This window comes from Xanthomonas sp. BRIP62409 (genome assembly GCF_003992965.1).
Taxonomy (GTDB): domain Bacteria; phylum Pseudomonadota; class Gammaproteobacteria; order Xanthomonadales; family Xanthomonadaceae; genus Xanthomonas; species Xanthomonas euroxanthea.
Map to the genome: position 1 here is coordinate 26191 of NZ_QEZJ01000030.1, position 26453 is coordinate 52643.

At 65.3% G+C, this 26453-nt stretch carries 25 protein-coding genes and 1 pseudogene; 18 read left to right on the forward strand and 8 right to left on the reverse strand.

The window, feature by feature from the left end:
- Positions 1-29: 29 nt before the first annotated feature.
- The gene (locus EO170_RS17820) at positions 30-701 is read right to left on the reverse strand and encodes an OmpW family outer membrane protein (RefSeq protein ID WP_126947037.1); all 672 of its coding nucleotides are present in this window, start codon (positions 699-701) and stop codon (positions 30-32) included.
- 184 nt (positions 702-885) lie between these two features.
- On the opposite strand from EO170_RS17820, the gene EO170_RS17825 reads away from it, so the two are divergent.
- The 6 genes and pseudogenes from EO170_RS17825 (at position 886) to EO170_RS17850 (ending at position 7171) form a co-directional block, all read left to right on the forward strand.
- Entirely contained in the window at positions 886-1404 is a 519-nt protein-coding gene (locus EO170_RS17825) for a DNA-deoxyinosine glycosylase (protein WP_126942518.1), read from the forward strand.
- A 233-nt stretch (positions 1405-1637) separates the two neighbouring features.
- Positions 1638-2422: pseudogene (locus EO170_RS17830) on the forward strand (DUF2884 family protein).
- 128 nt (positions 2423-2550) lie between these two features.
- Complete coding sequence (locus EO170_RS17835) at positions 2551-4323, forward strand: dihydrolipoyllysine-residue acetyltransferase (RefSeq protein ID WP_126947040.1); 1773 nt, start codon at positions 2551-2553, stop codon at positions 4321-4323.
- Complete coding sequence (locus tag EO170_RS17840; RefSeq protein WP_126947043.1) at positions 4320-4967, forward strand: hypothetical protein; 648 nt, start codon at positions 4320-4322, stop codon at positions 4965-4967. The genes EO170_RS17835 and EO170_RS17840 overlap by 4 nt, the downstream gene beginning before the upstream one ends.
- Before the next feature lie 16 nt (positions 4968-4983).
- Positions 4984-6819 (forward strand): dihydrolipoyl dehydrogenase, encoded by a 1836-nt coding sequence (lpdA, locus tag EO170_RS17845; RefSeq protein WP_126947046.1) that lies wholly within the window; start codon positions 4984-4986, stop codon positions 6817-6819.
- Positions 6820-6895: 76 nt separating this feature from the next.
- On the forward strand, positions 6896-7171 hold the full coding sequence (locus tag EO170_RS17850; RefSeq protein ID WP_126947049.1) for a hypothetical protein: 276 nt from the start codon (positions 6896-6898) through the stop codon (positions 7169-7171).
- Positions 7172-7309: 138 nt separating this feature from the next.
- Here the strand turns inward: EO170_RS17850 and EO170_RS17855 are convergent, their stop codons facing one another.
- Entirely contained in the window at positions 7310-8122 is an 813-nt protein-coding gene (locus EO170_RS17855) for a hypothetical protein (protein ID WP_042594608.1), read from the reverse strand.
- Between the two features lie 530 nt (positions 8123-8652).
- On the opposite strand from EO170_RS17855, the gene EO170_RS17860 reads away from it, so the two are divergent.
- The 10 genes from EO170_RS17860 (at position 8653) to EO170_RS17905 (ending at position 16868) form a co-directional block, all read left to right on the forward strand.
- Complete coding sequence (locus EO170_RS17860) at positions 8653-9018, forward strand: hypothetical protein (RefSeq protein WP_016901016.1); 366 nt, start codon at positions 8653-8655, stop codon at positions 9016-9018.
- A gap of 25 nt (positions 9019-9043) precedes the next feature.
- Positions 9044-9844 carry a F0F1 ATP synthase subunit A gene (atpB, locus tag EO170_RS17865; protein WP_016901015.1) on the forward strand — a complete coding sequence of 267 codons (801 nt, stop codon included), beginning with the start codon at positions 9044-9046 and terminating at the stop codon, positions 9842-9844.
- Between the two features lie 73 nt (positions 9845-9917).
- Positions 9918-10220 (forward strand): F0F1 ATP synthase subunit C, encoded by a 303-nt coding sequence (atpE, locus tag EO170_RS17870; protein ID WP_002814105.1) that lies wholly within the window; start codon positions 9918-9920, stop codon positions 10218-10220.
- Positions 10221-10333: 113 nt separating this feature from the next.
- A complete protein-coding gene (locus EO170_RS17875; RefSeq protein WP_016901014.1) occupies positions 10334-10804 on the forward strand; it encodes a F0F1 ATP synthase subunit B in 471 nt (156 codons plus the stop codon).
- 3 nt (positions 10805-10807) lie between these two features.
- Positions 10808-11335: a F0F1 ATP synthase subunit delta gene (locus EO170_RS17880; protein WP_016901013.1), complete on the forward strand. Its 528-nt coding sequence runs from the start codon at positions 10808-10810 to the stop codon at positions 11333-11335.
- 47 nt (positions 11336-11382) lie between these two features.
- On the forward strand, positions 11383-12930 hold the full coding sequence (gene atpA, locus EO170_RS17885) for a F0F1 ATP synthase subunit alpha (RefSeq protein WP_104567944.1): 1548 nt from the start codon (positions 11383-11385) through the stop codon (positions 12928-12930).
- Positions 12931-13123: 193 nt separating this feature from the next.
- Positions 13124-13987, forward strand: a complete 864-nt coding sequence (gene atpG / locus EO170_RS17890) for a F0F1 ATP synthase subunit gamma (protein ID WP_047129381.1) — start codon at positions 13124-13126, stop codon at positions 13985-13987.
- Between the two features lie 122 nt (positions 13988-14109).
- Complete coding sequence (atpD, locus tag EO170_RS17895) at positions 14110-15516, forward strand: F0F1 ATP synthase subunit beta (protein ID WP_016901010.1); 1407 nt, start codon at positions 14110-14112, stop codon at positions 15514-15516.
- Between the two features lie 143 nt (positions 15517-15659).
- On the forward strand, positions 15660-16082 hold the full coding sequence (locus EO170_RS17900; RefSeq protein ID WP_104583248.1) for a F0F1 ATP synthase subunit epsilon: 423 nt from the start codon (positions 15660-15662) through the stop codon (positions 16080-16082).
- Between the two features lie 216 nt (positions 16083-16298).
- The gene (locus EO170_RS17905) at positions 16299-16868 is read left to right on the forward strand and encodes a chorismate mutase (RefSeq protein WP_126947052.1); all 570 of its coding nucleotides are present in this window, start codon (positions 16299-16301) and stop codon (positions 16866-16868) included.
- Between the two features lie 132 nt (positions 16869-17000).
- Here the strand turns inward: EO170_RS17905 and EO170_RS17910 are convergent, their stop codons facing one another.
- Complete coding sequence (locus EO170_RS17910) at positions 17001-17384, reverse strand: GtrA family protein (RefSeq protein WP_104583250.1); 384 nt, start codon at positions 17382-17384, stop codon at positions 17001-17003.
- A 145-nt stretch (positions 17385-17529) separates the two neighbouring features.
- Between EO170_RS17910 and glmU the strand changes: the two genes are divergently transcribed.
- Together glmU and EO170_RS17920 are read left to right on the forward strand one after the other, a co-directional pair.
- A complete protein-coding gene (glmU, locus tag EO170_RS17915) occupies positions 17530-18894 on the forward strand; it encodes a bifunctional UDP-N-acetylglucosamine diphosphorylase/glucosamine-1-phosphate N-acetyltransferase GlmU (RefSeq protein WP_126947055.1) in 1365 nt (454 codons plus the stop codon).
- A gap of 112 nt (positions 18895-19006) precedes the next feature.
- Positions 19007-19978, forward strand: coding sequence for a right-handed parallel beta-helix repeat-containing protein (locus EO170_RS17920; RefSeq protein ID WP_126947057.1), 972 nt, complete (start codon positions 19007-19009; stop codon positions 19976-19978).
- On the opposite strand, the gene EO170_RS17925 is transcribed toward EO170_RS17920, so the two are convergent.
- The 5 genes from EO170_RS17925 to EO170_RS17945 form a co-directional block, all read right to left on the reverse strand.
- The gene (locus tag EO170_RS17925; RefSeq protein WP_046344461.1) at positions 19975-21327 is read right to left on the reverse strand and encodes a HAMP domain-containing sensor histidine kinase; all 1353 of its coding nucleotides are present in this window, start codon (positions 21325-21327) and stop codon (positions 19975-19977) included. The genes EO170_RS17920 and EO170_RS17925 overlap by 4 nt on opposite strands.
- A gap of 8 nt (positions 21328-21335) precedes the next feature.
- Positions 21336-22679, reverse strand: a complete 1344-nt coding sequence (locus tag EO170_RS17930; protein WP_126947060.1) for a sigma-54 dependent transcriptional regulator — start codon at positions 22677-22679, stop codon at positions 21336-21338.
- 472 nt (positions 22680-23151) lie between these two features.
- Positions 23152-24360, reverse strand: coding sequence for an FtsX-like permease family protein (locus tag EO170_RS17935; RefSeq protein ID WP_126947063.1), 1209 nt, complete (start codon positions 24358-24360; stop codon positions 23152-23154).
- Between the two features lie 62 nt (positions 24361-24422).
- A complete protein-coding gene (locus tag EO170_RS17940) occupies positions 24423-25715 on the reverse strand; it encodes an ABC transporter permease (RefSeq protein ID WP_126947066.1) in 1293 nt (430 codons plus the stop codon).
- An 11-nt stretch (positions 25716-25726) separates the two neighbouring features.
- The gene (locus EO170_RS17945; RefSeq protein ID WP_126947069.1) at positions 25727-26446 is read right to left on the reverse strand and encodes an ABC transporter ATP-binding protein; all 720 of its coding nucleotides are present in this window, start codon (positions 26444-26446) and stop codon (positions 25727-25729) included.
- Positions 26447-26453 lie beyond the last annotated feature (7 nt).

The window sequence follows — 26453 nt, forward strand, 5'->3', positions numbered from 1 at the left end:
CGACTGAAACGTCGCTTGCCTGCGCGTGCTTAGAAGCGCGCGCCGACGCCGAAGCCGACGGTCCACGGATCCAGTTCCAGCTCGCTGCCGGTGCCCTGGCCGCCCACGCGCAGTTCCGGACGCGAACGCATGTAGCGGGCGTCGGCACGTGCGAACCAGGTGGAGTTGATGTTCATGTCCACGCCGACGGTGCCGATGACACCCTTGGCGGTGTCCAGGCCCACGTGCTGGCCGGTGGCCGACGCCGCGTCGATCTTCTCGTTGCTGAAGTTCGATTCGTAGTAACCCACACCCACGAACGGACGGAACACGTTATCGGCCTGGCCGAAGTGGTACTGGCCGCTGATGGCGATCGGCTGCTGCTCGACGGTGCCGATCTTGCCCACGCCATCGGCGTTGACACGGTGGTTGAACTTGTCGGCGGCGCCCCACAGCTCAACGGCCCAGTTGTCGTTGATGTAGTAGCTGGCGCTCAGCGTCGGCGCCGGGCCGCCATCGACGTCCAGGCCCGGGGCCGGATCGTTCTTCGGCTTGATCAGGGCAACACCGCCGACCACTGCCCAATGCTTTCCGGAGGCGCTGTCGGCGCTGGCGGAAGCCGAGGAGGTGTCGCCGGTGTAGGTGGTGTCTTGTGCAAATGCAGACGGGGCAAACGCAAGTGCGGATACGGCAGCCAGGCTCAGGATGGAAATGGCACGCATTGGGGGTCTCCTCAGTATTCTTGTTGGGCCCGTGGAGTGGGCCGCGCCAAAGCTATTCCTGAAAATCTGAATCCACGCCCACCCGTGGCTCGCTAAAATTTCGTTTGTTCAGCAAGTTTCCGGAGAAGGCCGTGGCTGCAATGGGCAAGCTGAAAAAGGCATTCACGCAGATGCGACCGTTGTGATGAAAACCGACATCTTGCAGGGCCTTCCAGCGCACATTCCTAACGATTGCCGTGTCCTGGTACTCGGCTCGATGCCCGGCAACGCCTCGTTGCAGGCATCGATGTACTACGCCCATCCGCGCAACCGTTTCTGGCCGCTGATGCAGGCATTGCTGGGCATCGATGCCGGCTTGGCGTATCCGGCCCGGCTGCAGGCGCTGGCCGGCTGCGGGATCGGCCTGTGGGATGTGATCGGCCAATGCGCGCGGCGCGGCAGCCTGGACACGGCCATCGTCGCCAGCAGCATCGTGGTCAACCCGCTGGCGGCGCGGCTGGCCACGCTGCCGCAGCTGCGCGCAGTGGCCTGCAATGGCGCGGCCGCCGCGCAGGCATGGCGCCGGCATGTGTGGCCGCTGCTGCCGGGTGCGCTGCATGCAGTGCCGATGTGGGCGTTGCCATCCACCAGCCCGGCCAATGCGGCTTGGTCGCTGCCACGGCTGTGCGACGCCTGGCAGCCGCTGCGCGACGCGCTGGATTAACGAGGTTGCATCGCCACCCAGCCACTCCACGATCGAGGCATCCGTGGGGCGAAGGGCGCCGTTGGCGCCAGCTGCCCGCATGCAGCCGGTCCAGCCAGCACGTGTGAGCACCGCAGTGCCGGCCGTGCTGGCGACGGCGCAGCCAGCGGCCGGAAGTCATGCCAGCCTCCGGCACGGGCAAGTGCGCCTCCTGCGCAGGCATGCTGCCCTCAACGCATAACGGAAACGACCAGATGGCGATCAAGCACGCACGACCGAGGGCAGCGGGCCTGCTGCTGGGCCTGCTGGTCGCCGGACAGGCCGCCAGCGCCGACGATCTGCACTGCAACGTCAGCAGCGACTACGACCTCACGCTCAACCCGCGCAGCGTGATCCTGGTCCGCACCCCGGGTACCTCGGACACGTCGGACACGTCGGGCGCGCCGCAGCGGCTGGTGCTGCGTCAGGGCGCGTTGTTCGTCGACGACCGCTGGGTCGCATTGAGCGCGGACGATCGCGCCCGGTTGATCCAGTTCGAGCGGCAGACCCGCGAGGTAGTGCCGCTGGCGCAGGAGGTCGGGCGCGAAGCGGCCGATATCGCCGTCACCGCGCTGGGCGAGGTGGCGGCCGGCTTCAGCCGCAGCCCCGAGGCCACGCGCGTGCAACTGGCGGCCGTGCGCGAAAAGATCGACACGCGCCTGAAGCAGAGCTTCGGGAAAAGCCAGCTGACCTCGATCGATATCGATGACGACATCGGCGCGATGGTGGCCGAGCTGCTGCCGCAGCTGATCGGCGATGTCGTCGCCGGCGCGGTGCAGTCGGCACTGACCGGAAACGATCTGCAGCTGCGGTCGCTGGAGGGGGGGGAACGCGCATCGAGCGCCTGATCGAGCCGCAGGCGCGTGCACTGCGACCACGCGCGCAACAACTGTGCGCACGGGTCGAAGCGCTCGACGGCCTGGACAATGCGCTGGCGTATCGTTTGCCCTCGGGCGAGCCATTGCAACTGTTGCGGGTCGATCGCCACGCGTCGAAATGATCCGGCGCCTGCGCCTGCGAACGCTGCGTCCCGCCCGATGCGCGACTTTTTCCACGGCAATGGTTGGCGCTGCGGGCCGCAGCCGGCCACAATAGGGGTTTCCCCATTCTGTTGCCGGAGTTCCCCGTATGGCCGAAATCAAGGAAGCACTTGTCCCCGATATCGGTGACTACAGCGATGTCCCGGTAATCGAGGTGCTGGTGTCGGTCGGCGATACGGTCAGCAAGGACCAGAGCCTGGTCACGCTGGAATCGGACAAGGCCACGATGGAAGTGCCTTCGTCGGTGGCCGGCGTGGTCAAGGAGATCAAGGTCAAGGTCGGCGATTCGCTGTCGCAGGGCGCGCTGGTCGCGCTGATCGAAGTGGCCGACGCCGGCGCCGAAACCGCCGCGGCACCTGCACCGGCCGCCGCTCCCGCCGCCCCGGCCAAGGCCGCTGCCGCGCCGGCGCCTGCCGCCAAGGCCGAGCCGGCCGCGCCCGCCGCGTCTTCGGACGGCGGCCTGGTCGAGGCCCGCGTGCCCGATATCGGCGACTACACCGACATCCCGGTGATCGAGGTGCTGGTCGCCGTCGGCGATACCGTCGCCAAGGACCAGAGCCTGGTCACGCTGGAATCGGACAAGGCCACGATGGAAGTGCCGTCCTCGGCCGCCGGCGTGGTCAAGGAACTCAAGGTCAAGGTCGGCGACACGCTCTCGCAGGGCAACGTGGTGGCGATCATCGCTGCCAGCGATGGCGGCGCCGGTGCGGCGCAGTCCCCGGCCAAGCCCAGCACCGACACCGCCGAAACCGCCGGCAAGGTCGAGCCGGTCGCGGTGTCCGCGGTGCCGGACAAGCTGGCCCAGCGCGAGATCGCACAGGTGCAGGGCGCTCGCTCCAGCGAGGCCGCGCAGCCTGCGCAGGGCGGCCAGCCGTCCGCCGGCAGCCCGTCCAGCCCGCCGGTGACCTTCGACGCCGACAGCGTGCTGCCGTCCAAGGTGGCCTACGCCAGCCCGGTGGTGCGCGTGTTCGCACGCGAGCTCGGCGTGGACCTGAACCAGCTCAAGGGCAGCGAAAAGGGCGGCCGCATCACCCGTGAGGACGTGCAGCGCTTCGTCAAGGCCGCACTCAGCGGCGGCGCGCCTGCCGCAGCCGGTGCTGCGCCGGCCGGTGGCGGCAATGGTCTGAGCCTGCTGGCCTGGCCGAAGGTGGACTTCAGCAAGTTCGGCGAGACCGAGACCCAGCCGCTGTCGCGCATCAAGAAGATTTCCGGTGCCAACCTGGCGCGTAACTGGGCGATGATTCCGCACGTCACCCAGTTCGAATCGGCCGACATCACCGACCTGGAAGCCCTGCGCGTGGCGCTGAACAAGGAAAACGAGAAGGCCGGCATCAAGCTGACCATGCTCGCCTTCCTGGTCAAGGCCAGTGCCGCGGCGTTGAAGAAGTTCCCCGAGTTCAATGCCTCGCTGGATGCGGCCGGCGAAAACCTGACGTTGAAGAAGTACATCAACGTCGGCTTCGCCGCCGATACGCCGAACGGCCTGGTCGTGCCGGTGATCCGCGACGTCGACAAGAAGGGCGTGCTGCAGATCGCGCAGGAAAGCGGCGAGCTGGCCAAGAAGGCGCGCGACGGCAAGCTCGGCCCGGCCGACATGAGCGGCGGCTGCTTCTCGATCAGCTCGCTCGGCGGCATCGGTGGTACCGCGTTCACGCCGATCATCAATGCGCCGGAAGTGGCGATCCTGGGCGTGTCCAAGTCGGCGATGCAGCCGGTGTGGAACGGCAAGGAGTTCGCACCCAAGCTGATGCTGCCGTTGTCGTTGAGCTACGACCACCGCGTCATCGACGGCGCGCTGGCCGCACGCTTCACCACCTACCTCAGCCAGGTGCTGGCCGACATGCGCCGCGTCCTGCTGTGAGAGCAGCGCTGCTGACGCTTGCCCTGCTGGGCGTGTTGCCGTGGACATCGGCGGCGGCACGCCAGTGCGAGAGCACGCTCGGGCGCGGCTGGCCGCCGGCGGTGGGCAACTACGGCACCGCGGTGACCACGCTGCTCGACGCCGGTACCAGGCCGAACCTGGCGTTGCTGACGCTGCCTACCCGCGGCGTGGAAAGCGGGGTGTCGCTGGTGCCGGGCAAGGATGGTGCCGACTGGACCCTGCGGCATAGCCGCGCCGATGAGCGCGTCTACAGCTGGGTCAGCCAGAGCGACCGCGGCAGCGTGCAGTTCCGCACCGAGCAGACCCCGGAAACGGTGGAGATCCCGATCCCGGCGGCATTGGCAGAGCGTCTTGTCAGCCACTGGAGTGGCGCACTGATGCAATTGGCGCCAGCCGGCCGCAGCGCGCCGGTAAGCGAGGGCGAGGTGCTGTCGTTCCAGGTCGATGGCGTGCGTTACAGCGGCACCCGCCCCAGCTGCGGCGCCGGCGAGCTGCTGCTGCAGCAGGCCGCGTTGCTGATCGAAGCCAGCGAAAGCAAGCAAAACAAGCGCGACAAGCGCTGGACCCAAATCGAATCGTCGCTGGATGAACTCCAGCAGACGCTTGCCGGCACGGCCGGTTGAGCCACAGGAGAAGCAAATGGCGGTCATTGAAATCAAGGTTCCCGACATCGGCGATTACAGCGATGTCCCCGTCATCGAAGTGCTGGTCGCCGTCGGCGACAGCGTGGTCAAGGACCAGGGCCTGGTGACGCTGGAGTCGGACAAGGCCACGCTGGAAGTGCCGTCCTCGGCCGCCGGCGTGGTCAAGGAGCTCAAGGTCAAGGTGGGCGACACCCTGTCCGAAGGTGCGCTGGTGCTGCTCCTGGAAGCCGAAGGCGAGGCCGCTGCCGCACCCGCCGAGACCAAGGCCGAGACCAAGGCCGCTGCGCCTGCTGCGGCCCCCGCCGCTGCCGCGCCCGGCAGCAAGCCGCCGGTGACGCCGTCGCATCGCGCCCCGGCCGAACCGGCGCCGTCCAAGCCGGCACTGGCCAGCGGCAAGCCGGCCGATATCGAATGCAAGATGGTGGTGCTCGGCGCCGGCCCCGGCGGCTACACCGCCGCGTTCCGTGCCGCCGACCTGGGCCTGGACACGGTGCTGATCGAGCGCTACGCCAGCCTGGGCGGGGTCTGCCTCAACGTCGGCTGCATCCCGTCCAAGGCGCTGCTGCATGCCGCCGCGGTGATCGACGAAGTGGCGCATGCCGGCGACTTTGGCGTGGACTTCGGCCAGCCCCAGATCACCCTGGACAAGCTGCGTGAGTATAAGGAAAAGGTGGTCGGCAAGCTCACCGGCGGCCTGGCCAGCATGGCCAAGCAGCGCAAGGTGCGTACCGTCACCGGCGTGGCGTCATTCGTGTCGCCCAACGAGCTGGAGATCGTCGGCGACGACGGCAAGACCCAGCTGCTGCGCTTCGAGCACTGCATCATCGCCGCCGGTTCGCAGGCGGTGAAGCTGCCCAACTTCCCGTGGGACGACAAGCGCGTGATGGATTCCACCGACGCGCTGGAACTGCATGACATCCCCAAGACCCTGCTGGTGGTCGGCGGCGGCATCATCGGCCTGGAAATGGCCACGGTGTACAGCGCGCTCGGCAGCAAGGTCACCGTGGTCGAGTTCATGGACCAGCTGATGCCAGGTGCCGACAAGGACCTGGTCAAGCCGCTGGCCGATCGGCTGAAGAAGCAGGGCGTGGAGGTCCATCTCAAGACCAAGGCCACCGACGTCAAGGCCGACGCCAGCGGCATCACGGTGTCGTTCGAAGCGGCCAGCGAAGGCGACAAGCCCGGCCTGCAGGCCACTGCGTTCGACCGCGTGCTGGTGGCCGTGGGCCGCTCGCCCAATGGCAAGAAGATCGGCGCGGAAAAGGCCGGCGTTACCGTCACCGATCGCGGCTTCATTCCGGTCGATCGGCAGATGCGCACCAACGTGCCGCATATCTTCGCCATCGGCGACATCGTCGGTAACCCGATGCTGGCGCACAAGGCCACCCACGAAGGCAAGCTGGCCGCCGAAGTGGCTGCCGGCGAGAAGAAGGAGTGGGTGGCGCGGGTGATCCCGTCGGTGGCCTACACCAACCCGGAAATCGCCTGGGTCGGCGTCACCGAGACCGAGGCCAAAGCCAAGGGCCTGAAGGTCGGCGTGGCCAAGTTCCCATGGGCGGCCAGCGGCCGTGCGATCGGCATCGGCCGTACCGAGGGCTTCACCAAGCTGATCTTCGACGAAGACACCCATCGCATCATCGGTGGTGCCATCGTCGGCGTGCATGCCGGCGACCTGCTGGCCGAGATCGGGTTGGCGATCGAGATGGGCGCCGAAGCCGAAGACATCGGCCACACCATCCATGCGCATCCGACCCTGAGCGAGTCGGTCGGCATGGCCGCCGAGGTCTACGACGGCACCATCACCGACCTGTACATCCCGAAGAAGAAGTAGGCGCCGTTCCGCACGGCCTTGCCGCCGCGTGTGGTGCGGTCGCCGCGGTGGGTGAGTCGACGCATGGAGGTTCGTGATGGGGCAGGGCGATCTGTGTCCTGAACTGCAGGCGCTGCTGCAGCGCGAACTGGCCAGCGGCAACCGGATCGCCGAGCCGCCGCGGCGGACCGACTGGCCACATCCGGGCTCGGTGTTCGTCTCGCTGAAGCGCGACTTGCGCAGCGACGTGGCGTCGCTGCCGGCAACGGTGCAGCATGCAATCTGCACCGATCCGCACTACGGTTGGCACGACGAGTGCTACTGCACCACGCACCAGCATCTGTTGGTAGCGGGTGCGACCAAGCCGCCCTGAGCGTGTGTCCGCTGCTGCCCTGGGTTGCAGCCGCGTCGGTTACTTGCCACGCATCCGTTAAACGACAGAACCCCGCATCGCTGCGGGGTTCTGCATGAAGCTGCTTTTTCGGGTCCCGGGTCCCGGGGCCCGAAACAATCAGAACGCGAACGTCACGCCGGCCACCGGGCCCTTGAACTCCTGCTTCAGGCCGATCAGGCCGTCGCTGCCGCGCTGGTCGACGTCGAGCTTGAACCAGTCGTAGCCGGCGAAGATGCCGAAGTTCTTGGTGAAGCGGTATTCGGCCATCGCGTTGGCACGGCTCAGGTCGCCCGAATAGTCGCCGAAGTCGCCCCAGCTGGTGTTGAGGTACTGGCCCTGCACGTTGAACAGCCAATGCTCGCTCGGACGTGCGGTGAAGCGGATACCGACCACCGGCGCCACGCCGTCTTCGCTTTCGTCCAGCACGTCGCCGGTGAACACGTCGCCCAGGTCGGCATAGGCATTCGCCTCGACCTTGGCGTATTCGGCACCGATCTGCAGGCCCAGGCTGAATTCCGGGGTGTCGACCACGGAGTAGTCATACACCAGGCTCGCCACCTGATACTTGAGCTCGCCCTTGATGAAGCTGCCGCTCGGCACGGTGAAGCCACCGGCGCTGACGTCTTCACCCAGGGTCTCGCGGCGATCCTTGTCGTACTTGAAGTAGTCGAAGATCAAGCGCTGACGGGTGCTCATGCGGAACACACCATCAATGCGCGGCTCCCACTCCTTGCCACCGAAATCGAAATCCTGGTCCAGCGCGATTTCGTTGCCGGCCACCACGGTGTTGCCACGCAAGGTGTTGTCGTTGTCGATGTTCATCGCGCCCAGACGGATCTGGAAGCGGTCATCGGTATCTTCGGCGTGCGCCGGCGCGGCATAGGCGGCAGCCAATACGCACGGGATGGCCAATGCGAGGAGGTGTTTCATGGGGAGCTCCGATTCTTGGAATGGTCAGGCGATTTGGCCTGTGCCGCGCATCTTCGATAAGACGGCGTCTTCCATAAGTGAAGGAGCTGTCGCATACGCGTGAAGGGCAAGATAGCAATCGGACAAAACGGTCCGCTGCCGCAGGCGCTCCGATATTAGTCGTGCGCTGCGCAATTAGGGCGCCAACGGTGACGCGATACTACCGGCGTCGCGCGGCGACTGCTCTGATTGGACCGCCGATGGGAAGGTTGCGGGGTGCGACAAAATGCGTAAAAAAGCAGGAGCCCCGGTGGCCCGGGGCTCCCATACGCGACCTGCGGCGGAACCTTTCGACGAGGATGTGCAGGCCTCGGCGGTTATGACCGCCAGTTTGTGGCAAAGTTCCCACCCGCTGTGGCGCCCCCTGTCTGGTGCGCCGCAGCAACGGATGACCTCTGCCGGTTGTCTCGCAATTTGTCCCATTGCTATACTTTCGCGGCTCGACGAGGCGCATCTGCGCTTCCCACTCATTCACACGTAAGGTAACCGTAGTGCTGAACTCCGTTGACGCGGGTCGGCGGTTGATGCTGCGCGCTGCGGTATATCCGCTTGCCGCCGTAGCTATAACCAGTCTGGGGTTGCTGTTGGTCGGTCCCCGTTACTCTGCCGGTCTGGCATTGACCGGGTTTGCGACGGTGCTGGGCGGTTGGGTGGCAGCACGTACCGCGCTAGGTGGCGGTATCCAGGCAGCCGGCATTGCCATGGTCCGGCTGATCCTGGCGATGGTGTTGAAGTGGGTGTTGGTTTTCGTGGCGCTGGCGCTTGGCTTCGGCCTGTGGCGGCTGCCTCCTCTGGCCTTGCTGGCGGGTATCGCCATCGGGCTGATTTTTCAGGTTCTGGCTCTGGCCAGGCGTTGATTCGAACTTAAAGGGCTCCGGACACATGGCGGGCGAGGCAGCAACACCTACCTCCTATATCCAGCATCACTTGCAGAACCTGATCTATCCGGTTCGCGAGGGTGGCGGCACGTTTTGGACCATCCACGTCGACACCCTGGTCATGGCGGTGCTGATGGGCCTGGTGATGGTCTTCGCGTTCTGGACGGCGACCCGCAATGCCACCGCCGGCGTGCCGGGCAAGTGGCAGGCGTTTGTCGAAATCTGCCTCGAGTTTGTCGACCGCCAGGCCAAGGACACCTATCACGGCAGCAGCAAGCTGGTGACGCCGATCGCGATCACCATCTTCTTCTGGATCCTGTTGATGAACCTCATCAAGATGATCCCGGCCGATTTCATCGCCATCCCGCTGGGCTGGGCCGGCATCCACGCCTGGAAGCCGGTGCCCACCGCCGACGTCAATGCCACCCTGGGCATGTCGATCAGCGTGTTCTTCCTGATGATCGTCTTCTCGCTGCGCTCCAAGGGCGTAGGCGGCATGACCAAGGAATTCCTGACGGCGCCGTTCGGCAAGTGGATGATGCCGTTCAACCTGCTTTTGAACATCGTCGAGTGGCTGAGCAAGCCGATTTCGCTGGCGATGCGACTGTTCGGCAACATGTTCGGCGGCGAGATCGTCTTCCTGCTGATCTGGGTGCTGGGCGGTGCGGGCATCGCCGGCATGGTCGCTGGCGGCGTATTCGGCCTCGGCTGGATGCTGTTCCACCTGTTGGTGATTCCGCTGCAGGCCTTCATTTTCATGATGCTGTCGATCGTGTATCTGAGCCTTGCCGAAGACAGTCACTGAGTTTCGCTGCACCCTTCATACGCTTCATCCCGATTCATCCATCACCCTTAGAAACTTTCGTTCGGAGATCACCATGTACCTCGCCGTCCTGACCAACCTCGCTCAAGTCCAGAGCTCCACCGTCCTCGCCGTCGGCATCATGATCGGCCTGGCCGCGCTGGGTGCCGGCCTCGGTCTGGCCATCATGGCTGGCAAGTTCCTGGAATCGGCTGCGCGCCAGCCGGAACTGATCCCGGTGCTGCAGGTCCGCATGTTCATCACCGCCGGCCTGATCGACGCCGCGTTCATCATCAGCGTCGCCGTCGGCCTGCTGTTCGCCTTCGCCAACCCGCTGGCCCAGGTGTTCATCGAGCGTCTGTCGCAGGCTGCCGGCTGATCCAGCGGTAGCAGGATGTGGAGGCAACCGTGCGCGGTTGCGTCCGCGGATGAAGGTCGGAAAGCGTCGCCATGCGGTGGCGCTTTCACCCCTAAACAGCGATTGAGCGACCCATGGATATCACCCTTACCATCTTTGCCCAGGCGCTGGCCTTCGCCGGTCTGATCTGGATCGTCGCGACCAAGATCTGGCCGCCGCTGCTGCAGGCGATCGAAGAGCGTCAGCAAAAGATCGCTGAAGGTCTGGCTGCGGCCGATCGCAGTCAGAAGGATCTGGCGCAGGCGCAGGAAAAGGTCAACGAAGCACTGAAGGACGCACGCACCAAGGCCAACGAGATCATTGATCAGGCCCATGCGCGCGCCAACCAGATCATCGAAGCGGCCAAGCACGAGGCAATTGCCGAAGCCAACCGTCAGAAGGATCTGGCGCAGACCGAGATCGACGCGTCCGCCACGCGTGCCCGCGAGGAACTGCGCAAGCAGGTGTCCGTGCTGGCCGTCAGCGGTGCCGAAAAGCTGCTCAAGCGCGAAATCGATGCCAACGCCCACAAGGCGCTGCTCGACGAGCTGGCGGCGGAGATTTAATCGATGAGTCAGGCCCTCACACTTGCCCGTCCGTACGGCCGCGCCGCGTTTGCGATCGCGCGTGAGGGCGGCAACTTCGCGCCCTGGTCCGATGCGCTGGCGTTTTCGGCGCAGGTGGCCGGCGACCCGCGCGTGGCCGCGCTGCTGCTCAACCCGGCCCTGGGCCAGGATCAGGCAGTGACGTTGCTGGCGCCGCCACAGGCGAGCGAAGACTATCTGCGTTTCCTCGGCCTGCTGGCCGACGCGCAGCGGCTGTCGCTGCTGCCGGAAGTGGCAGGACTGTACGAACAACTGCGGGCCGAAGCCGAACACGTCGTCAAGGCGACGGTGACCTCGGCGGCTGCAATGAGCCAGGCGGAACTGGACACGATCGCTGCTGCGCTGAAGAAGCGTTTCGGCCGCGAGGTGGACATCACCACCGCGGTGGATGCTTCGTTGATCGGCGGCGCGGTGATCGACACCGGCGACGTGGTCATCGACGGCTCGCTGAAGGGCAAGCTTGCGCGTCTGCAAAGCTCGCTCGCCCACTGAATTCACATAAACGCATGGCCCTCGCGGCCGGCACCTAGGACTGAACGATGGCAACCACGCTCAACCCCTCCGAAATCAGCGACCTGATCAAGACCCGCATCGAGGCGGTCAAGCTGTCCGCAGAGTCGCGCAACGAAGGCTCCGTGACCAGCGTGTCCGACGGCATCGTGCGCATCTTCGGCCTGGCCGACGTGATGCAGGGCGAAATGATCGAACTGCCGAACAACACCTTCGCGCTCGCACTGAACCTGGAGCGCGATTCGGTCGGCGCCGTGGTGCTGGGCGATTACGAGAACCTGCGCGAAGGCGACGTGGCCAAGACCACCGGCCGCATCCTGGAAGTGCCGGTCGGTCCGGAACTGCTCGGTCGCGTGGTCAACGCGCTGGGCGAGCCGATCGACGGCAAGGGCCCGCTGGGCGCCACCCAGACCGCACCGGTGGAGCGCGTTGCGCCCGGCGTGATCTGGCGCAAGTCGGTCGACCAGCCGGTGCAGACCGGCTACAAGTCGGTCGATGCGATGATCCCGATCGGCCGCGGCCAGCGCGAGCTGGTCATCGGTGACCGCCAGACCGGCAAGACCGCGCTGGCGATCGATGCGGTGATCAACCAGAAGGGCACCGGCATCAAGTGCGTGTACGTGGCGATTGGCCAGAAGGCCTCGACCGTTGCCAACATCGTGCGCAAGCTCGAAGAGAACGGCGCGCTGGCGCACACCGTGGTGGTGGCTGCGACCGCGTCCGAGTCGGCCGCGATGCAGTACATCAGCCCGTATGCCGGCTGCACCATGGGCGAGTACTTCATGGACCGCGGCGAAGACGCGCTGATCGTGTACGACGATCTGTCCAAGCAGGCCGTGGCCTACCGCCAGATCTCGCTGCTGCTCAAGCGCCCGCCGGGCCGCGAAGCCTATCCGGGCGACGTGTTCTATCTGCACTCCCGCCTGCTCGAGCGCGCTGCGCGCGTGTCCGAGGAATACGTGGAGAAGTTCACCAACGGTGCAGTGACCGGCAAGACCGGTTCGCTGACCGCGCTGCCGATCATCGAAACGCAGGCCGGCGACGTGTCCGCGTTCGTGCCGACCAACGTGATCTCGATCACCGACGGCCAGATCTTCCTGGAAACCGACCTGTTCAACGCCGGCATCCGCCCGGCCGTGAATGCCGGTATCTCGGTGTCGCGCGTCGGTGGTGCGGCCCAGACCAAGATCATCAAGAAGCTGTCCGGCGGCATCCGTATCTCGCTGGCGCAGTACCGTGAGCTGGCCGCGTTCGCGCAGTTCGCCTCGGACCTGGACGAAGCCACCCGCAAGCAGCTCGAGCGCGGTCAGCGCGTCACCGAGCTGATGAAGCAGAAGCAGTACGCGCCGATGTCCATCGCCAACCAGGCGCTGTCGATCTATGCCGTCAACGAGGGCTACCTCGACGAAGTGCCGGTCAACAAGCTGCTGGCGTTCGAAGAAGGCCTGCACGCGCACTTCGCCAACACCCAGGGTGAGCTGGTCTCCAAGATCAACAGCACCGGCGGCTGGGACAACGACATCGAAGCTGCCTTCAAGAAGGGCATCGAAGAGTTCAAGACCACGGGCACCTGGTAAGGGCGCCGGGATTCGGGATTGGGCATTCGGGATTCGTAAGAGCAGTGATTCGGGGATTGGCTAATGCCGAATCCTCGCTCTCAAATCCCAGAAGTTAGGCATCCGGGGTTCTCGGAAGCGGTGAGGCGGGGGGGCTTTTGCCAATCCCGACTCCCGACTCCCGAATCCCACTAAGCGAGCGAAGCGAGCGAGTATGGCAGGCGGACGCGAAATCAAAACCAAGATCAAGAGCGTGCAGAACACCCGCAAGGTGACGCGCGCGCTCGAAATGGTCTCGGCCTCCAAGATCCGCAAGGCGCAGGACCGTATGAAGACCTCGCGTCCGTACGCGCAGGCGATGAAGCAGGTGATCGGGCATCTGGCGCAGGCCAGCACCGATTACCAGCATCCGTTCCTGGTCGAGCGCGAGCAGGTCAAGCGGGTCGGTTACATCGTGATCTCTTCCGACCGCGGCCTGGCCGGCGGCCTGAACAACAACCTGTTCCGCAGGATGCTGGGCGAAGTGCGCCCGTGGCAGGACAAGGGTGCCGAGATCGACGTGGTGACCATCGGCCAGAAGGCTTCGGCGTTCTTCCGTCGTATCAAGGTCAACATGGTCGGCAGCGTCACCCATCTGGGCGACAGTCCGCAGATCGAGCAGTTGATCGGTGTGATCAAGGTGATGCTGGATGCCTTCGTCGAGGGCAGGGTGGACCGCGTGTATCTGGTCTACAACCGCTTCGTGAACACGATGACGCAGAAGGCCAGCTTCGATCAGCTGCTGCCGCTGCCGGCCGCCGAGCACAAGGTGGCGCACCACGATTGGGATTACCTGTACGAACCCGATGCCGCGACCGTGCTGGAGCACGTGATGACGCGTTACATCGAGTCGCTGGTGTACCAGGCCGTGCTGGAAAACGTGGCCTCCGAACATGCTGCGCGCATGGTGGCGATGAAGGCCGCCAGCGACAACGCCAACAAGATGATCGGCACCTTGCAACTGGTCTACAACAAGGCGCGTCAGGCGGCGATCACCCAGGAAATTTCGGAAATCGTCAGCGGCGCGGCCGCCGTATAGCCGGGAATAGGGAATGGAGAATCGGGAATGGTCGAAGCAGCAGCACTTGATCTTCCCATTCCCGACTCCCGTTTCCCTATTCCCGACACAAGAATCGAACAGACATTAGTGGAGTTATCCAAATGAGTCAGGGCAAGATCGTTCAGATCATCGGCGCGGTCGTCGACGTCGAATTCCAGCGCAATGAAGTGCCGAAGGTCTATCACGCGTTGAAGGTCGAAGGCACCGAAATCACCCTGGAAGTGCAGCAGCAGCTCGGCGATGGCGTGGTGCGCACGATTGCGCTCGGCTCCACCGACGGCCTGAAGCGCAACCTGCTGGCCACCAACACCGAGCGCGCGATTTCGGTGCCGGTCGGTGCCGGGACGCTGGGCCGCATCATGGACGTGCTGGGTCGTCCGATCGACGAGGCCGGCGACGTGCAGGCTTCGGACCATTGGGAAATCCATCGCGCTGCGCCGTCGTATGAAGACCAGTCCTCCAGCACCGAGCTGCTGGAAACCGGCATCAAGGTCATCGACCTGATGTGCCCGTTCGCCAAGGGCGGCAAGGTCGGCCTGTTCGGCGGCGCCGGCGTCGGCAAGACCGTCAACATGATGGAACTGATCAACAACATCGCCAAGGCGCACTCGGGTCTGTCCGTGTTTGCCGGCGTGGGCGAGCGTACCCGTGAGGGCAACGATTTCTACCACGAGATGAAAGACTCCAACGTGCTGGACAAGGTCGCGATGGTGTACGGCCAGATGAACGAGCCGCCGGGCAACCGTCTGCGCGTTGCGCTGACCGGCCTGACCATGGCTGAGTACTTCCGCGACGAGAAGGACGAGAACGGCAAGGGCAAGGACGTGCTGCTGTTCGTGGACAACATCTACCGCTACACGCTGGCCGGTACCGAAGTGTCCGCGCTGCTCGGCCGCATGCCGTCGGCAGTGGGTTACCAGCCGACCCTGGCCGAGGAAATGGGCGTGTTGCAGGAGCGCATCACCTCGACCAAGAGCGGTTCGATCACCTCGATCCAGGCCGTGTACGTGCCTGCGGACGACCTGACCGACCCGTCGCCGGCGACCACCTTCGCCCACCTGGACTCCACCGTCACGCTGAGCCGTAACATCGCTTCGCTGGGTATCTACCCGGCGGTGGATCCGCTGGATTCCACCAGCCGCCAGATGGACCCGCTGGTGATCGGCACCGAGCATTACGACACCGCCCAGCGTGTCCAGCAGACCTTGCAGAAGTACAAGGAACTGAAGGACATCATCGCGATCCTGGGCATGGACGAGCTGAGCGAAGAAGACAAGCAGTCGGTGTCGCGCGCACGCAAGATCGAGCGCTTCTTCAGCCAGCCCTTCCACGTGGCCGAAGTGTTCACCGGCTCGCCGGGCAAGTACGTCTCGCTGAAGGACACCATCCGCGGCTTCAAGGCGATCTGTGACGGCGAGTACGACCACCTGCCGGAGCAGGCGTTCTACATGGTCGGCAGCATCGAAGAAGCCGTCGAGAAAGCCAACAAGATGAGCGCCAAGGCGTAACAGCCGGGATTTGGCATTCGGGATTCGGGATTTGGTACGGCGGTGAGCGGGGTGCGGAGACGAGGTGAGTGGCCACAGTGAAAGCTGCGGTTGCCAATCCCGAATCCCCAATCCCCAATCCCCGCCTCACAACGTGAGGCACCATGAGCACTATCCGTTGCGACATCGTCAGCGCCGAGAAGGAAATCTTCCACGGTGAGGCGACGCTGGTCGTGGCCACCGGCGAGCTGGGTGAGCTGGGCATCGCGCCCAAGCACGCGCCGCTGATCACGCGCCTGAAGCCGGGCAAGGTGGTGGTCACCACCGCCAATGGCGAACACCTGGACTTCGCCATTTCCGGCGGCATCCTGGAAGTGCAGCCGCAGGTGGTGACCGTGCTGGTCGACACCGCAGTGCGTGCCCAGGACATCGACGAAGCCGCCGTGCGCAAGGTCAAGGAAGAGGCCGAGCGTCTGCTGGCCAACCGTGGCGACACCGTGGACGTGGCCGATGCGCAGCGTCGGCTGGCCGAAGCGACCGTGCAGCTGCAGGCACTGGAACGGCTGCGTCGCACCCTCAAGCACTAAGCACGCGGGCTCGCGCCCGTGTGCTCGTTACGCGATACCTGCTGCACCGCCACACCCAGGTGTGGAGTGAAACGCCGACCCTCGTGTCGGCGTTTTCGTTTCTGGCGCTGCGCATGCGTGGGGCGGCTTGCAGGCTCGGGGACTGCAGGCACACTGCGTGGCTTGTGCTGTGCTGCCGGCGGCGCGGCATCTCACCTGCATATCGAGGAACACCCGATGACCCGGACGATCAATGACTTTCGTGGCTACGCGCTGAGCGGCCTGCTGGCCGTGGCGTTGCTGGGGTGCGCGCTGCCGGCACGCAGCCAGCCGCCGCTGGATCCGTTGCTGGACCGCATCGTGCACCGCAACGCCATCGGCGATGCGGTGGCGCTGAGCAAGTGGGACAGCGGCAAGCCGGTGCTGGACCAGACCCGCGAGGCGGCGGTGCTGCAGAGCGTGCGCGAGCAGGCGCCTGCGCACGGGCTGGATGCCGACGATGCGGCGCGCTTCTTCGCTGCGCAGATCGAGGCCAACAAGTCGGTGCAGTACGCACTGCTGAACCACTGGCGCGAACGTGGGCGCGCGCCGGACACGGCGCGTCCGGATCTGGCGGGCCTGCGCACGCGTCTGGATCAGCTGCAAGGCGAACTGCTCGACGCACTGGCCGATGTCGCGCCGGCACGTGCAGCGCCGCAATGCCCGGCCAATACCGCGCATGCCGCCGCCCGGTATGCGGCGCAATGGCAGCTGGACGCGCTGCATCGCGCGGCGCTGGTCCGCAGCCTGGGCGATTTCTGCCACTGATTCGCGTGGTGTCCAAGGCGCGCCATGCACGGCGCAGGCCTCGGCGGTGCGGGTGACGGCAACGCGGATCGTGTTTTCTGTCAGTCCAATGCAGCACCGTTGTCGGCGACTGCGCTGACGTCAGCGCGCTCGCTAGCGATACACCACGTGCCGGCCCAGGAAAAACGACACGATCGCCAGGCCACCTTCCACCAGCGGTTTGGCCAGCCAGGCTTGACGCAGGCCGACTAGGTCCACTGTCGCCGACAACAGCCATGTGCTGATGAGGGTCAGTGCCAGCCACATCAGCGCAAAGCGACGGAAACGCGGCCAGCCCAGGCGTGCACCGCCGTCCTGGGCGAAGGTGTAGCGGCCGTTGAGCCAGAAGCCCAGCACCGCGCCGCTGATCCGCCCGAGCAGATTGGCCGGCACGGCAGGCATGCCGGCCGCGGTGGCGGCGATGAAGATGCCGCAATCCACCGCCAGCTGCAGGGCGCCAATGATCATGAATTGGCTGCCTTGGCGGAACAGACTCATGCAGGCCGGGTCATCGTGGAGGGGCGCTCATGCTAACGGCAGCGGCGCTTGAAAAGTGTCATCGTCGCGCGTGCTGCAGGCGGGACACGACGCATTGCCGGGACAGCGACTAGAATTTAGCGCTCCCACGTTCTGGAACGCTTCGATGACTCTGCCCCTGCACGTCGTGATCCTGGCCGCGGGCGAGGGCAAGCGCATGCGCTCGTCCCTGCCCAAGGTGCTGCAGCCGCTGGCGGGCCAGCCGATGCTGGCACATGTGATCGCCACGGCGCGGCAGCTGCAGCCGGCAGCGATCCATGTGGTGCACGGGCACGGCGGCGAGCAGGTGCAGGCGGCGTTTGCCGCGCAGGGCGATCTGCGCTGGGCCGAGCAACGGCAGCAACTGGGCACCGGGCATGCAGTGCAGCAGGCGATGGATGCGATTCCGGATGCGGCCACGGTGCTGGTGCTGTACGGCGATGTGCCGCTGATCCAGTCCCAGGACCTGCTGCAGCTGCTGCACGCACCCGGGCGCATGGCGGTGCTGGTGGCCGATGTGCCCAATCCCACCGGTTATGGCCGCATCCTGCGCGATGCCGAGGGCAAGGTCGCCGCGATCGTCGAGCAGAAGGATGCCAACGACGAGCAGCGCCGCATCCGCACCATCAACACCGGCATCCTCACTGCCGAGTCCACGGCGCTGCGCCGCTGGCTGGCCGGCCTGTCAAACGAGAATGCGCAGGGCGAGTTCTACCTCACCGACGTGTTTGCCAGCGCCGCCGCCGATTTCACCCCGGCCGACATGGTGCATGTGGCCGACGTGCAGGATGTGGAAGGCGCCAACGACCCCTGGCAACTGGCGCAGCTGGAACGCGCCTGGCAGCTGCGTGCCGCCCGTGCGCTCTGCCTGCAGGGCGTGCGCCTGGCCGACCCGGCGCGCGTGGAGCAGCGCGGCACGGTGACGGTGGGCAGCGACGTGCAGCTGGATATCGACGTGATCCTGGAAGGCGATGTGACGCTGGGCGATGGCGTGGTGGTCGGTCCGTTCGTGCGCCTGCGCGATGTGACGCTCGGCGCCGGTACGCAGGTACGCGCACATTGCGATCTGGAAGGCGTGGTGACGGAAGGGGCGGTGCAGATCGGTCCGTTCGCGCGGCTGCGTCCTGGCACCGTGCTGGCCGATGGCGTGCATATCGGCAACTTTGTCGAGACCAAGAAGGTCACGATGGGCGTGGGCAGCAAGGCCAACCATCTGACCTACCTGGGCGATGCGGTGATCGGCAGCAAGGTCAACATCGGTGCCGGCACCATCACCTGCAACTACGATGGAGTGAACAAGTCGCAGACCAGCATCGGCGATGGCGCCTTTGTCGGTTCCAACAGCGCACTGGTGGCACCGATCGAGATCGGCGCCATGGCCACCATCGGTGCGGGCTCGGTGATCACGCGCGATGCGCCGGCCGGCCAGCTCAGCGTGGCGCGCCCGCGGCAGACGGTGATCGAAGGTTGGGAACGCCCGACCAAGAAATAGCGTGTTTTCCAGGCGTGTGGCGTGGCTGCACGTCGCTGCAAGGGGCGGGCCGCCGCTGTGCAGCGGTGCCGTGCACAGGCCACGCCCGCCACGACCGATCACGAGGTGCACGATGCAAACGTCACGTTGCGCGTTGCGGGTGACATTACTGCTGACATTGGCGGCACTGCTGCCCATGTCAGCCCATGCGCAGACCTACCGGCTGTATCTGGCGCCGGACGGCAACGATGCGGCGGCAGGTACCAGCGCAACGACCGCGTTGCGGAGTCTGGCGGCCGCCCAGCAGCGGTTATTGGAGCAGCGGCCCAGCGGTGCGGTGGACGTGGTGATCGCTGCAGGCACGTATCTGCGGCAGTCGGTGCAATGGACGTTCACCAACGGGGCGCCCATTCGCTTCATCGCCGTGCCCGACGCTGCCACGCCACCGTGGTTCGACGGGCGCGGTGGCGCGACCTGGTTCACGCTGAAGGGCGGCGGCGATGTAGCCACCCGGCTGACCTTCACCGGGTTGAAGGTCAGCAATTACTGGATGGCGATGGACCTGGGCAGCAGCAAGCGCAGCGCGGACGGCAACAGCGGCAACATCATCCGCAACATGACCTTCGAGCGGATCGGCGGGGTCCACGGCAGCAGCAGTGAGGCCGCCTATTCGTTCGCGGCGATCCGCCTGCAGAACTCGCGCGACAACCGCATCGAACGCAATCGCTTCGTGTCGATCGAAAACGACACCCGGACCTCGGGTTTCGTGCACGCGATCTACCTGGCGCGCCACTCGTCCGGCAACCGTATCGAAGGCAATATCTTCACCGACGTCAACGGCGATGCCGTGCGTACCCGCGATGCCTCCGACAACACCTACGTGGCGTCCAACCGTTTCGTCCGGGCCGGCAAGTACGCGGCGTTTTCGGACTGGATCAAGCCCGATGGCGAATGTCCGTCGCAAGGCGGGCAGTTCGTCGACAACACCGTGGGAGCCGGCTATTACGGCGCCATCGCCGCCACCCGCACCAGCGGTGCCGACGATGCCTGCGGTGCGTTGAAACAACCGCGGATCCAAGAGCGCGGAACGATGCGCGGCAACTAGCCGGCTGCCGCAGCCGGCAGCAGCAAGGTGACGCACAACCCGCCGTGTTCGCGGTTATGCAGCGAGATGCGCCCGCCGTGTGCTTCGGCGATCTCGCGGGTGAGCGCAAGCCCGAGCCCGGTGCCATTGCGCTTGGTCGAGTAGAACGGCATCAGTGCGTTATGCAGCACGGCCTCGTTCATGCCGTTGCCGCGGTCCAGCACTTCGATCCGCAGCCATTGCGGCACGCGCGTGACGCGCACGGCGACATCGCTGTTGGGCGGCTGTGCTTCGCTGCAGGCTTCGTGCGCGTTCTTGAGCAGGTTGAGCAGCGCCTGCTCGATCTGCGCGGCATCGATGCGGCTGGAGACATCGTTCAGTGCGCCCTGCAGCTGAAACGGAATCTGCTGCCGCAAACGCTCCAGGAACGGTGCCCATTCGATGGTCTGCAACTGTGGCTGCGGCAACTTGGCAAAGCGGGCGTAGCCGCGGATGAAGCCTTCCAGATGACGTGCGCGTTCTTCGATGGTCTCGAACACCGTGCCGAGCCGGTCGGTGCGTTCGCGGCGCAGCAACTCGGCACCGGAATGCGCCAGCGAGGCGATCGGCGCGAGCGAGTTGTTCAATTCATGGCTGATCACCCGGATGACCTTCTTCCAGGTCTGCACTTCCTGGCGCCGCAGTTCGGTGGTGAGGGTGCGGATCAGCAGCAGCTCGTGACCGCGTCCGTTGAGATGGAAACTGCGGCGTGACAGGTGATAGATCTGCTCGTCGTCTTCGTCATCGCCGTCCTCGCGGACCGCAAACAGGCAATCGCCGCCGCGGGCCAGCGCATCGCGCAGTTCGCCGGGCATGCGCGCCAGCACGTCGTCCAGGTGCTGGCCTTCGAGCTTGCGGCCATCGTGCAGCAGCTTGCGTGCGGCGTTGTTGGAAAAGCCGATGCGGCGCACGCCATCGCCACCGGCCACCACCAGCAGCATCGCCACCGGGGTGTTCTGCAGCATGGTGTCGAGCATCAGTTCGCGCTGCACCAGGTTGCGCCGTTGCGCGCGCAGCACCTCGCCCAGTTCCGCGTGCGCCTGCACCAGCTGCGCCAGCTCGTCGTTGCCGCGCCAGTACACGCCGAAGTTGTATTCGCCATCGCGGTAGCTGCTGGTGGTGCCGGCCAGGGCACGGAACAGCGAGCGCATTGGCGCAGTGGCGCGGCTGAGGCTGAACCACATGGCCGACAGCAGCACGACTACCGACACCGCGGCCACTTGCCAGCCACGGTCCATCCAGTACGCCATGAACCAGGGCAGCGCGGCGGCCAGCGCCAGCACCGGCAACAGCCGCAGGAACAGAGAGAACGTGAAGGAACGTTGCCACATGTCGGGAATCACTCCGAAGTGATGCCGTAGCGGTCCATGCGCCGGTACAGCGCCTGCCGGCTCAGCCCCAGCTCGGCAGCGGCCTGGGCGATGACGCCCTGCGCGCGCGCCAGTGCCTGCTCGATACGGGCGCGATCCGGCTCGCCGGTTGCCGGCGCGGCCGGGCGCGACGCGGCTGCGCGCGGCAGGTTCAGATCGCCGGCCTCGATGCGCACGCCTTGCGCAAGCAGCGACGCGCGTTGCAGCACATTGCGCAGCTCGCGCACGTTGCCGGGCCAGGCGTGCCGCTGCAAGGCATCACGCGCCTGCTTGGACAAGGGTTTTTCGCCGGCCAAGAAGTGCTCGGCCAACGGCCCGATATCGCCGGGGCGTTCGGCCAGGGCGGGCAGCGCGATTTCCACCGTGTTGAGGCGGTAGTACAGGTCTTCGCGGAAGCTGCCATCGCGAATCATGGCCTGCAGGTCGGCATTGGTGGCGCTGATCACCCGCACCTTGGCGTGGCGTTCGCGGTTGGAGCCCAGGCGCTCGTAGCGGCCGGTTTCCAGCACGCGCAGCAGCTTCATCTGCCCGGCCAGCGGCAGGTTGCCGATTTCGTCCAGAAACAGCGTGCCGCCATCGGCGGCTTCGAACTTGCCTTCGCGCGCTTTGTTGGCGCCGGTATACGCGCCGGCTTCGGCGCCGAACAGCTCGGCTTCGATCAATTCGCCCGGCAATGCGCCGCAATTGAGCGCAATGAAGGGGCCGTGTTTGGCGGGAGAGTTGGCCTGGATGATCTCGGCGATCTTCTCCTTGCCGCTGCCGTTGGGGCCGGTGATCAGCACCGGCAGATCCGAGCGTGCGACCTGGCAGGCGAGCGCGATCGCGCGTTCGCTGGCGGGGTCGGCGAACACCGCGCCACGCAGGTCGTAACGTTGGGTCAGCTGCTCGCGACCGCGCCGCTCGCGCTCGCGCCGACGTTCCAGCTCGCGGCGCGCTTCGGACAGCTCCAGCAGGTTGTTGACCGTGGTCAGCAGCTTGGTGTCGTCCCAGGGCTTGGCGATGTAGTCGGCCGCACCGGCCTTGACCAGGCCCACCGCGCTGCCCAGGTGGGTCCAGGCAGTGAGCAGGATCACTGGCAGGTCCGGGTGGCGCTGACGGATCTGGGTGAACAGCGCTTCGCCTTCCTCGCCGGAGGTGGTGTCGGCGGTGAAGTTCATGTCCTGGATCACCAGGTCGAACCCCTGCTCGTCCAGCAGCGCCAACCCGGCCTGCGGCGAGTGCGCATGCCGCGCCTCGATATCGTGCAGCGAGAACAGCACCTCCAGCGCAGTGGCCACAGCGGTGTTGTCGTCGATGATCAGGATCTGCGGCATCGCGATGCTCGGTGAAAGGCGCGGGAGGGAAGGGCTATCAGAACAGGATTCGGCGCGTGGCGGAACTGTGCGAGCAATAGGGAGGGCGTGCGACTGACAGGCCTTTGCCAGACGGAGCTGATTCCGGCAATGCAGTGATGGTCTGATCGGTGCGACGAGGCTGGCAGCGGGCGTGCGTCGATGCCGAGCTCAAGCGAAGGTCCCGGCGCAACGCTGGATATCAGCACGGGGCAGGCGCCTGCGACACAGGCGCCTTGGTAGACAGGGCGGTGGTGACGGAATCGGCATTGCCCAGGCCGCCGACGGCAAAGTCGCTTGTAGCGATGCTGCCATCGCGCAGATCTGCGCAACATGGCCGTGTGCCGTGTGCCGTGTGCCGTGTGCCGTGTGCCGCGTACCGCGTACCGCGTACCGCGTACCGCGTACCGCGTGTCAGCGGGTCGACAGCGACCGCTGACGCGCAGCGTGCGCATTACGCGCTGCGCGTGGCCACCGCCGGCGGCACCATCGCGGCGCGCCGTGCGGGCCAGTACACGGCGATCTGACCCAGCGCCCAGAGCAATAGTGCGCCGATCGGCAGATACAGCACCGGCAGGCGCGGCAATTCGTAGCGGGCCATCAGCCAGACATTGATCGAGTACGCCAGCAACATGCCGAGCACGATGCCGACTGAGGCCAGCAGAAAATTCTCGATCTGGAAGTAACGCAGGATCTGGCCACGTGTGGCACCCAGTGCACGGCGGATGCCGATCTGCTTGGTGCGCTGCTGCACCCAGAAGCTGGCCAGGCCGATGATGCCCAGCGCGGTGACGATCAGCAGCGCGATGCTCATGGTGATCAGCAGCCAGGCCATGGAGCGATCCTGTCGATAGAAATTGCGCCGCATCTGCTCGAACACCTTCGGTTTTTCGATGATGCGGCTTGCGCTGTTCTTTTCCAGCGCTGCCACTGCCTGACGCAGCACCTCGTCACGACGCGCCGGATCGGTGCGTAGCAGATAGCGGCCGCCGTCCTTGTAGGTCATCTTGATCGGGGTCAGCATCGAATCGTCGTAAACAGCTGCGCCGCCATAGTCGTTGACGCGCGCCAGATGCTCCACGATGCCGACGATCTTCATGGGCGTGTCGCCGCGATAGATCGACTTCCCCAGGGCTGACTGGCCGGGGAACAGCTTGTCGGCTGCACTTCTGGTCAGGATGGCACTTGGGACGTTGGCCGTCTTGTCATCGGACCAGGTGAATTCGCCTTCCGTGAAACGGCGCCCCTGTACCAGCGTCAGGCCCATCGTATCCAGGGTCTGACTGTCCCCGGTGTAGTCGTTGACGTTGATCGTGGAGTTCTTCTGGTCAGCCGTCAGTTTCAGGCCGCTGACCCACATATTGTCGCCATAAGGAATCTGGCTGACGCTGGAGGCATATTTGACGCCGGGAATGCTACGCAGTGCAGCCAGGTCTGTCTCAGTGAGTGCGCGTGCGTCTTCATCGCGCCCGATACCGCTGATGCTGAGCGTCACCAGTTCGTTCTCTGCCAGACCGCTGGGGCGTTGTGTGCGCTCCAGGCGATCGCCGATCAGGAACAAGGCATTGGAGATGATGGCGCAACTGAGTGCCACCTCGAGCACGATCAGGGCAGCCGCCGTTTTGTGGCGCCGCAGGGTGGACAGAATGGGACGGATTTCCATGGGCGATTCCTTGAGAGGGGCTGGCGAAACGCTGCGAGAGGGCGCGCGGTTCGGAGGTCAGCTCACTGCGCTTTGAGTTGGATGGCCGGTGGCACGGTGCATGCGCGCCATGCGGGCAGCAGCCCGGCCACGATGCTGGCCACCAGCGCGAGGGCAAACGTTGCCAGCAACATTGCCGGATCCAGCCTTGCCAGGTCGGCATATTGAGCGGGTTGTTGACGCACCCCCCACAGCCCCAACGCGGCAAGACCGAGCCCCAGGATGCCGCCGACCAGACCGATGGTTCCTGCCTCGACCAGGGACTGCGCGAAGATGCTGCGCTTGGTTGCGCCCAGTGCCCGGCGCACGCCGATCTCTCCACTGCGTCGCATGAACTTGGCCAGCAACAGGCCGACGGTATTGACCAGGCACACCAGCAGGAACCCGAACGCCAGCCAGGTCTGCAGGCGCACATCGCTGGGAACGACCTTCTTGAAGTCCAGCCACTCCATCACGCTGCGCAGCTGGACGTTCGTGGGTTGCTCGAAGCGCCCGGCCCGTCGCTGTTGATCCGAATAGTTCTCCAGGTACTGACGGTACGTGATGACCTTCTGCGGAGTATCCAGTTGCACCCAGTACTGGACCCAGGAACAGGCTGCGTTGATATCTTCCGGCGAACTGCTTTCGCCCCAGCACGAACGCTGTCCACTGTTTGAGAGTTTCAGTTCCATTGCGGTACTGAACGGCAGGAAGACCTGCTCGGACTTGTCGTAGGCCTGGCCACCCAGGTTGTAGAACGCTGGGGTCAACCGCCATTCGCGAACAACACCCACAACCCGCATGATGTTGCGATTGACGTTCACCGTGCGGCCGACGCTGTCCTCACCATGGAAGAGCTTCTTGTTCAGTGCTTCGGAGATCACCACCACCCGTGCACGGCTGCCATCATCATTCACCGTCCAAGGGCCGCCATAAAGGAAGGGCACATTGAACATGGGGAAGAAATCAACGGACGTGTAACGCGCGTCCAGCATCATTGGCCGCAACGTGGTGTTGTCCGGTTCCAGCGGAACGGTGCCTGCGGTCATCATGACCTGACGGTCTCCACGCTTTTCCCGTAGCAGCGCCTCGGCATCGAAGCGGGTCAACTGATCCAGTGCATCGTCTTCTTGGTAGCCCAACGAACGCGCATCGAGCTGCGGATGAAACAGCGTGCCGCTTTTCCCCGGCAACGGATCGCCAGACAGGATGTAGAACACCGTCAGGGTGGTCATGCTGGCGCCGATGCCGAGCGCGATGGCCAGCACCATCAGCGCGGTGAGCACCTTGTTGCGGCGGAAGCTGCGTAAGGCAAGATTGAAGTAGTAGCCGAACATGGATGTGCCTCTTACTCGGCCAGGGTGGGGGCGCTGTGGCGCGCGCGCATCAGGGTGGGGTTGCGTTCCAGGTCGGTGGCCTGGCCGTCGACGATATGCACGTTGCGCTGCGCGCGTGCGGCCAGTTCCGGGTCGTGGGTGACCATGACGATGGTGGTGCCCTGGCTGTTGATCTCTTCCAGCAGTTCCATCACCCCGCGTGCCATCTGCGAGTCGAGGTTGCCGGTGGGTTCGTCGGCCAGCAGCAGGCGCGGGCTGCCGGCCAATGCGCGGGCGATGGCGGCACGTTGCTGCTGGCCGCCCGAAAGTTCGGTGGGGTAGTGCTTCAGGCGCGAGCCCAGGCCGACCTTGGTCAAGGCTTCTTCGATGCGCTGCTTGCGCTCGGCCGCGGCCATGCCGCGATAGCGCAGCGGCACATCGACGTTGTCGAACAGGTTGAGATCGGGAATCAGATTGAAGCCCTGAAAGATGAAACCGATCTTGCGGTTGCGCAGGCGCGAACGCGCGTCGTCGGACAGGTGGCTGACGTCTTCGCCGTCGAGCAGGTACTGCCCGCTGGTGAAGGTCTCCAGCAGCCCGGCCAGGTTGAGGAAGGTGGTCTTGCCCGAGCCGGAGGGGCCGGTGACCGCAACGAATTCGCCTTCGCGCACATGCAGGTCCAGCGAGCGCAGTGCGTGCGTTTCCACCTGTTCGGTGCGGAAGACCTTGGAGACCGATTGCATCTTGAGCATTGCCGAT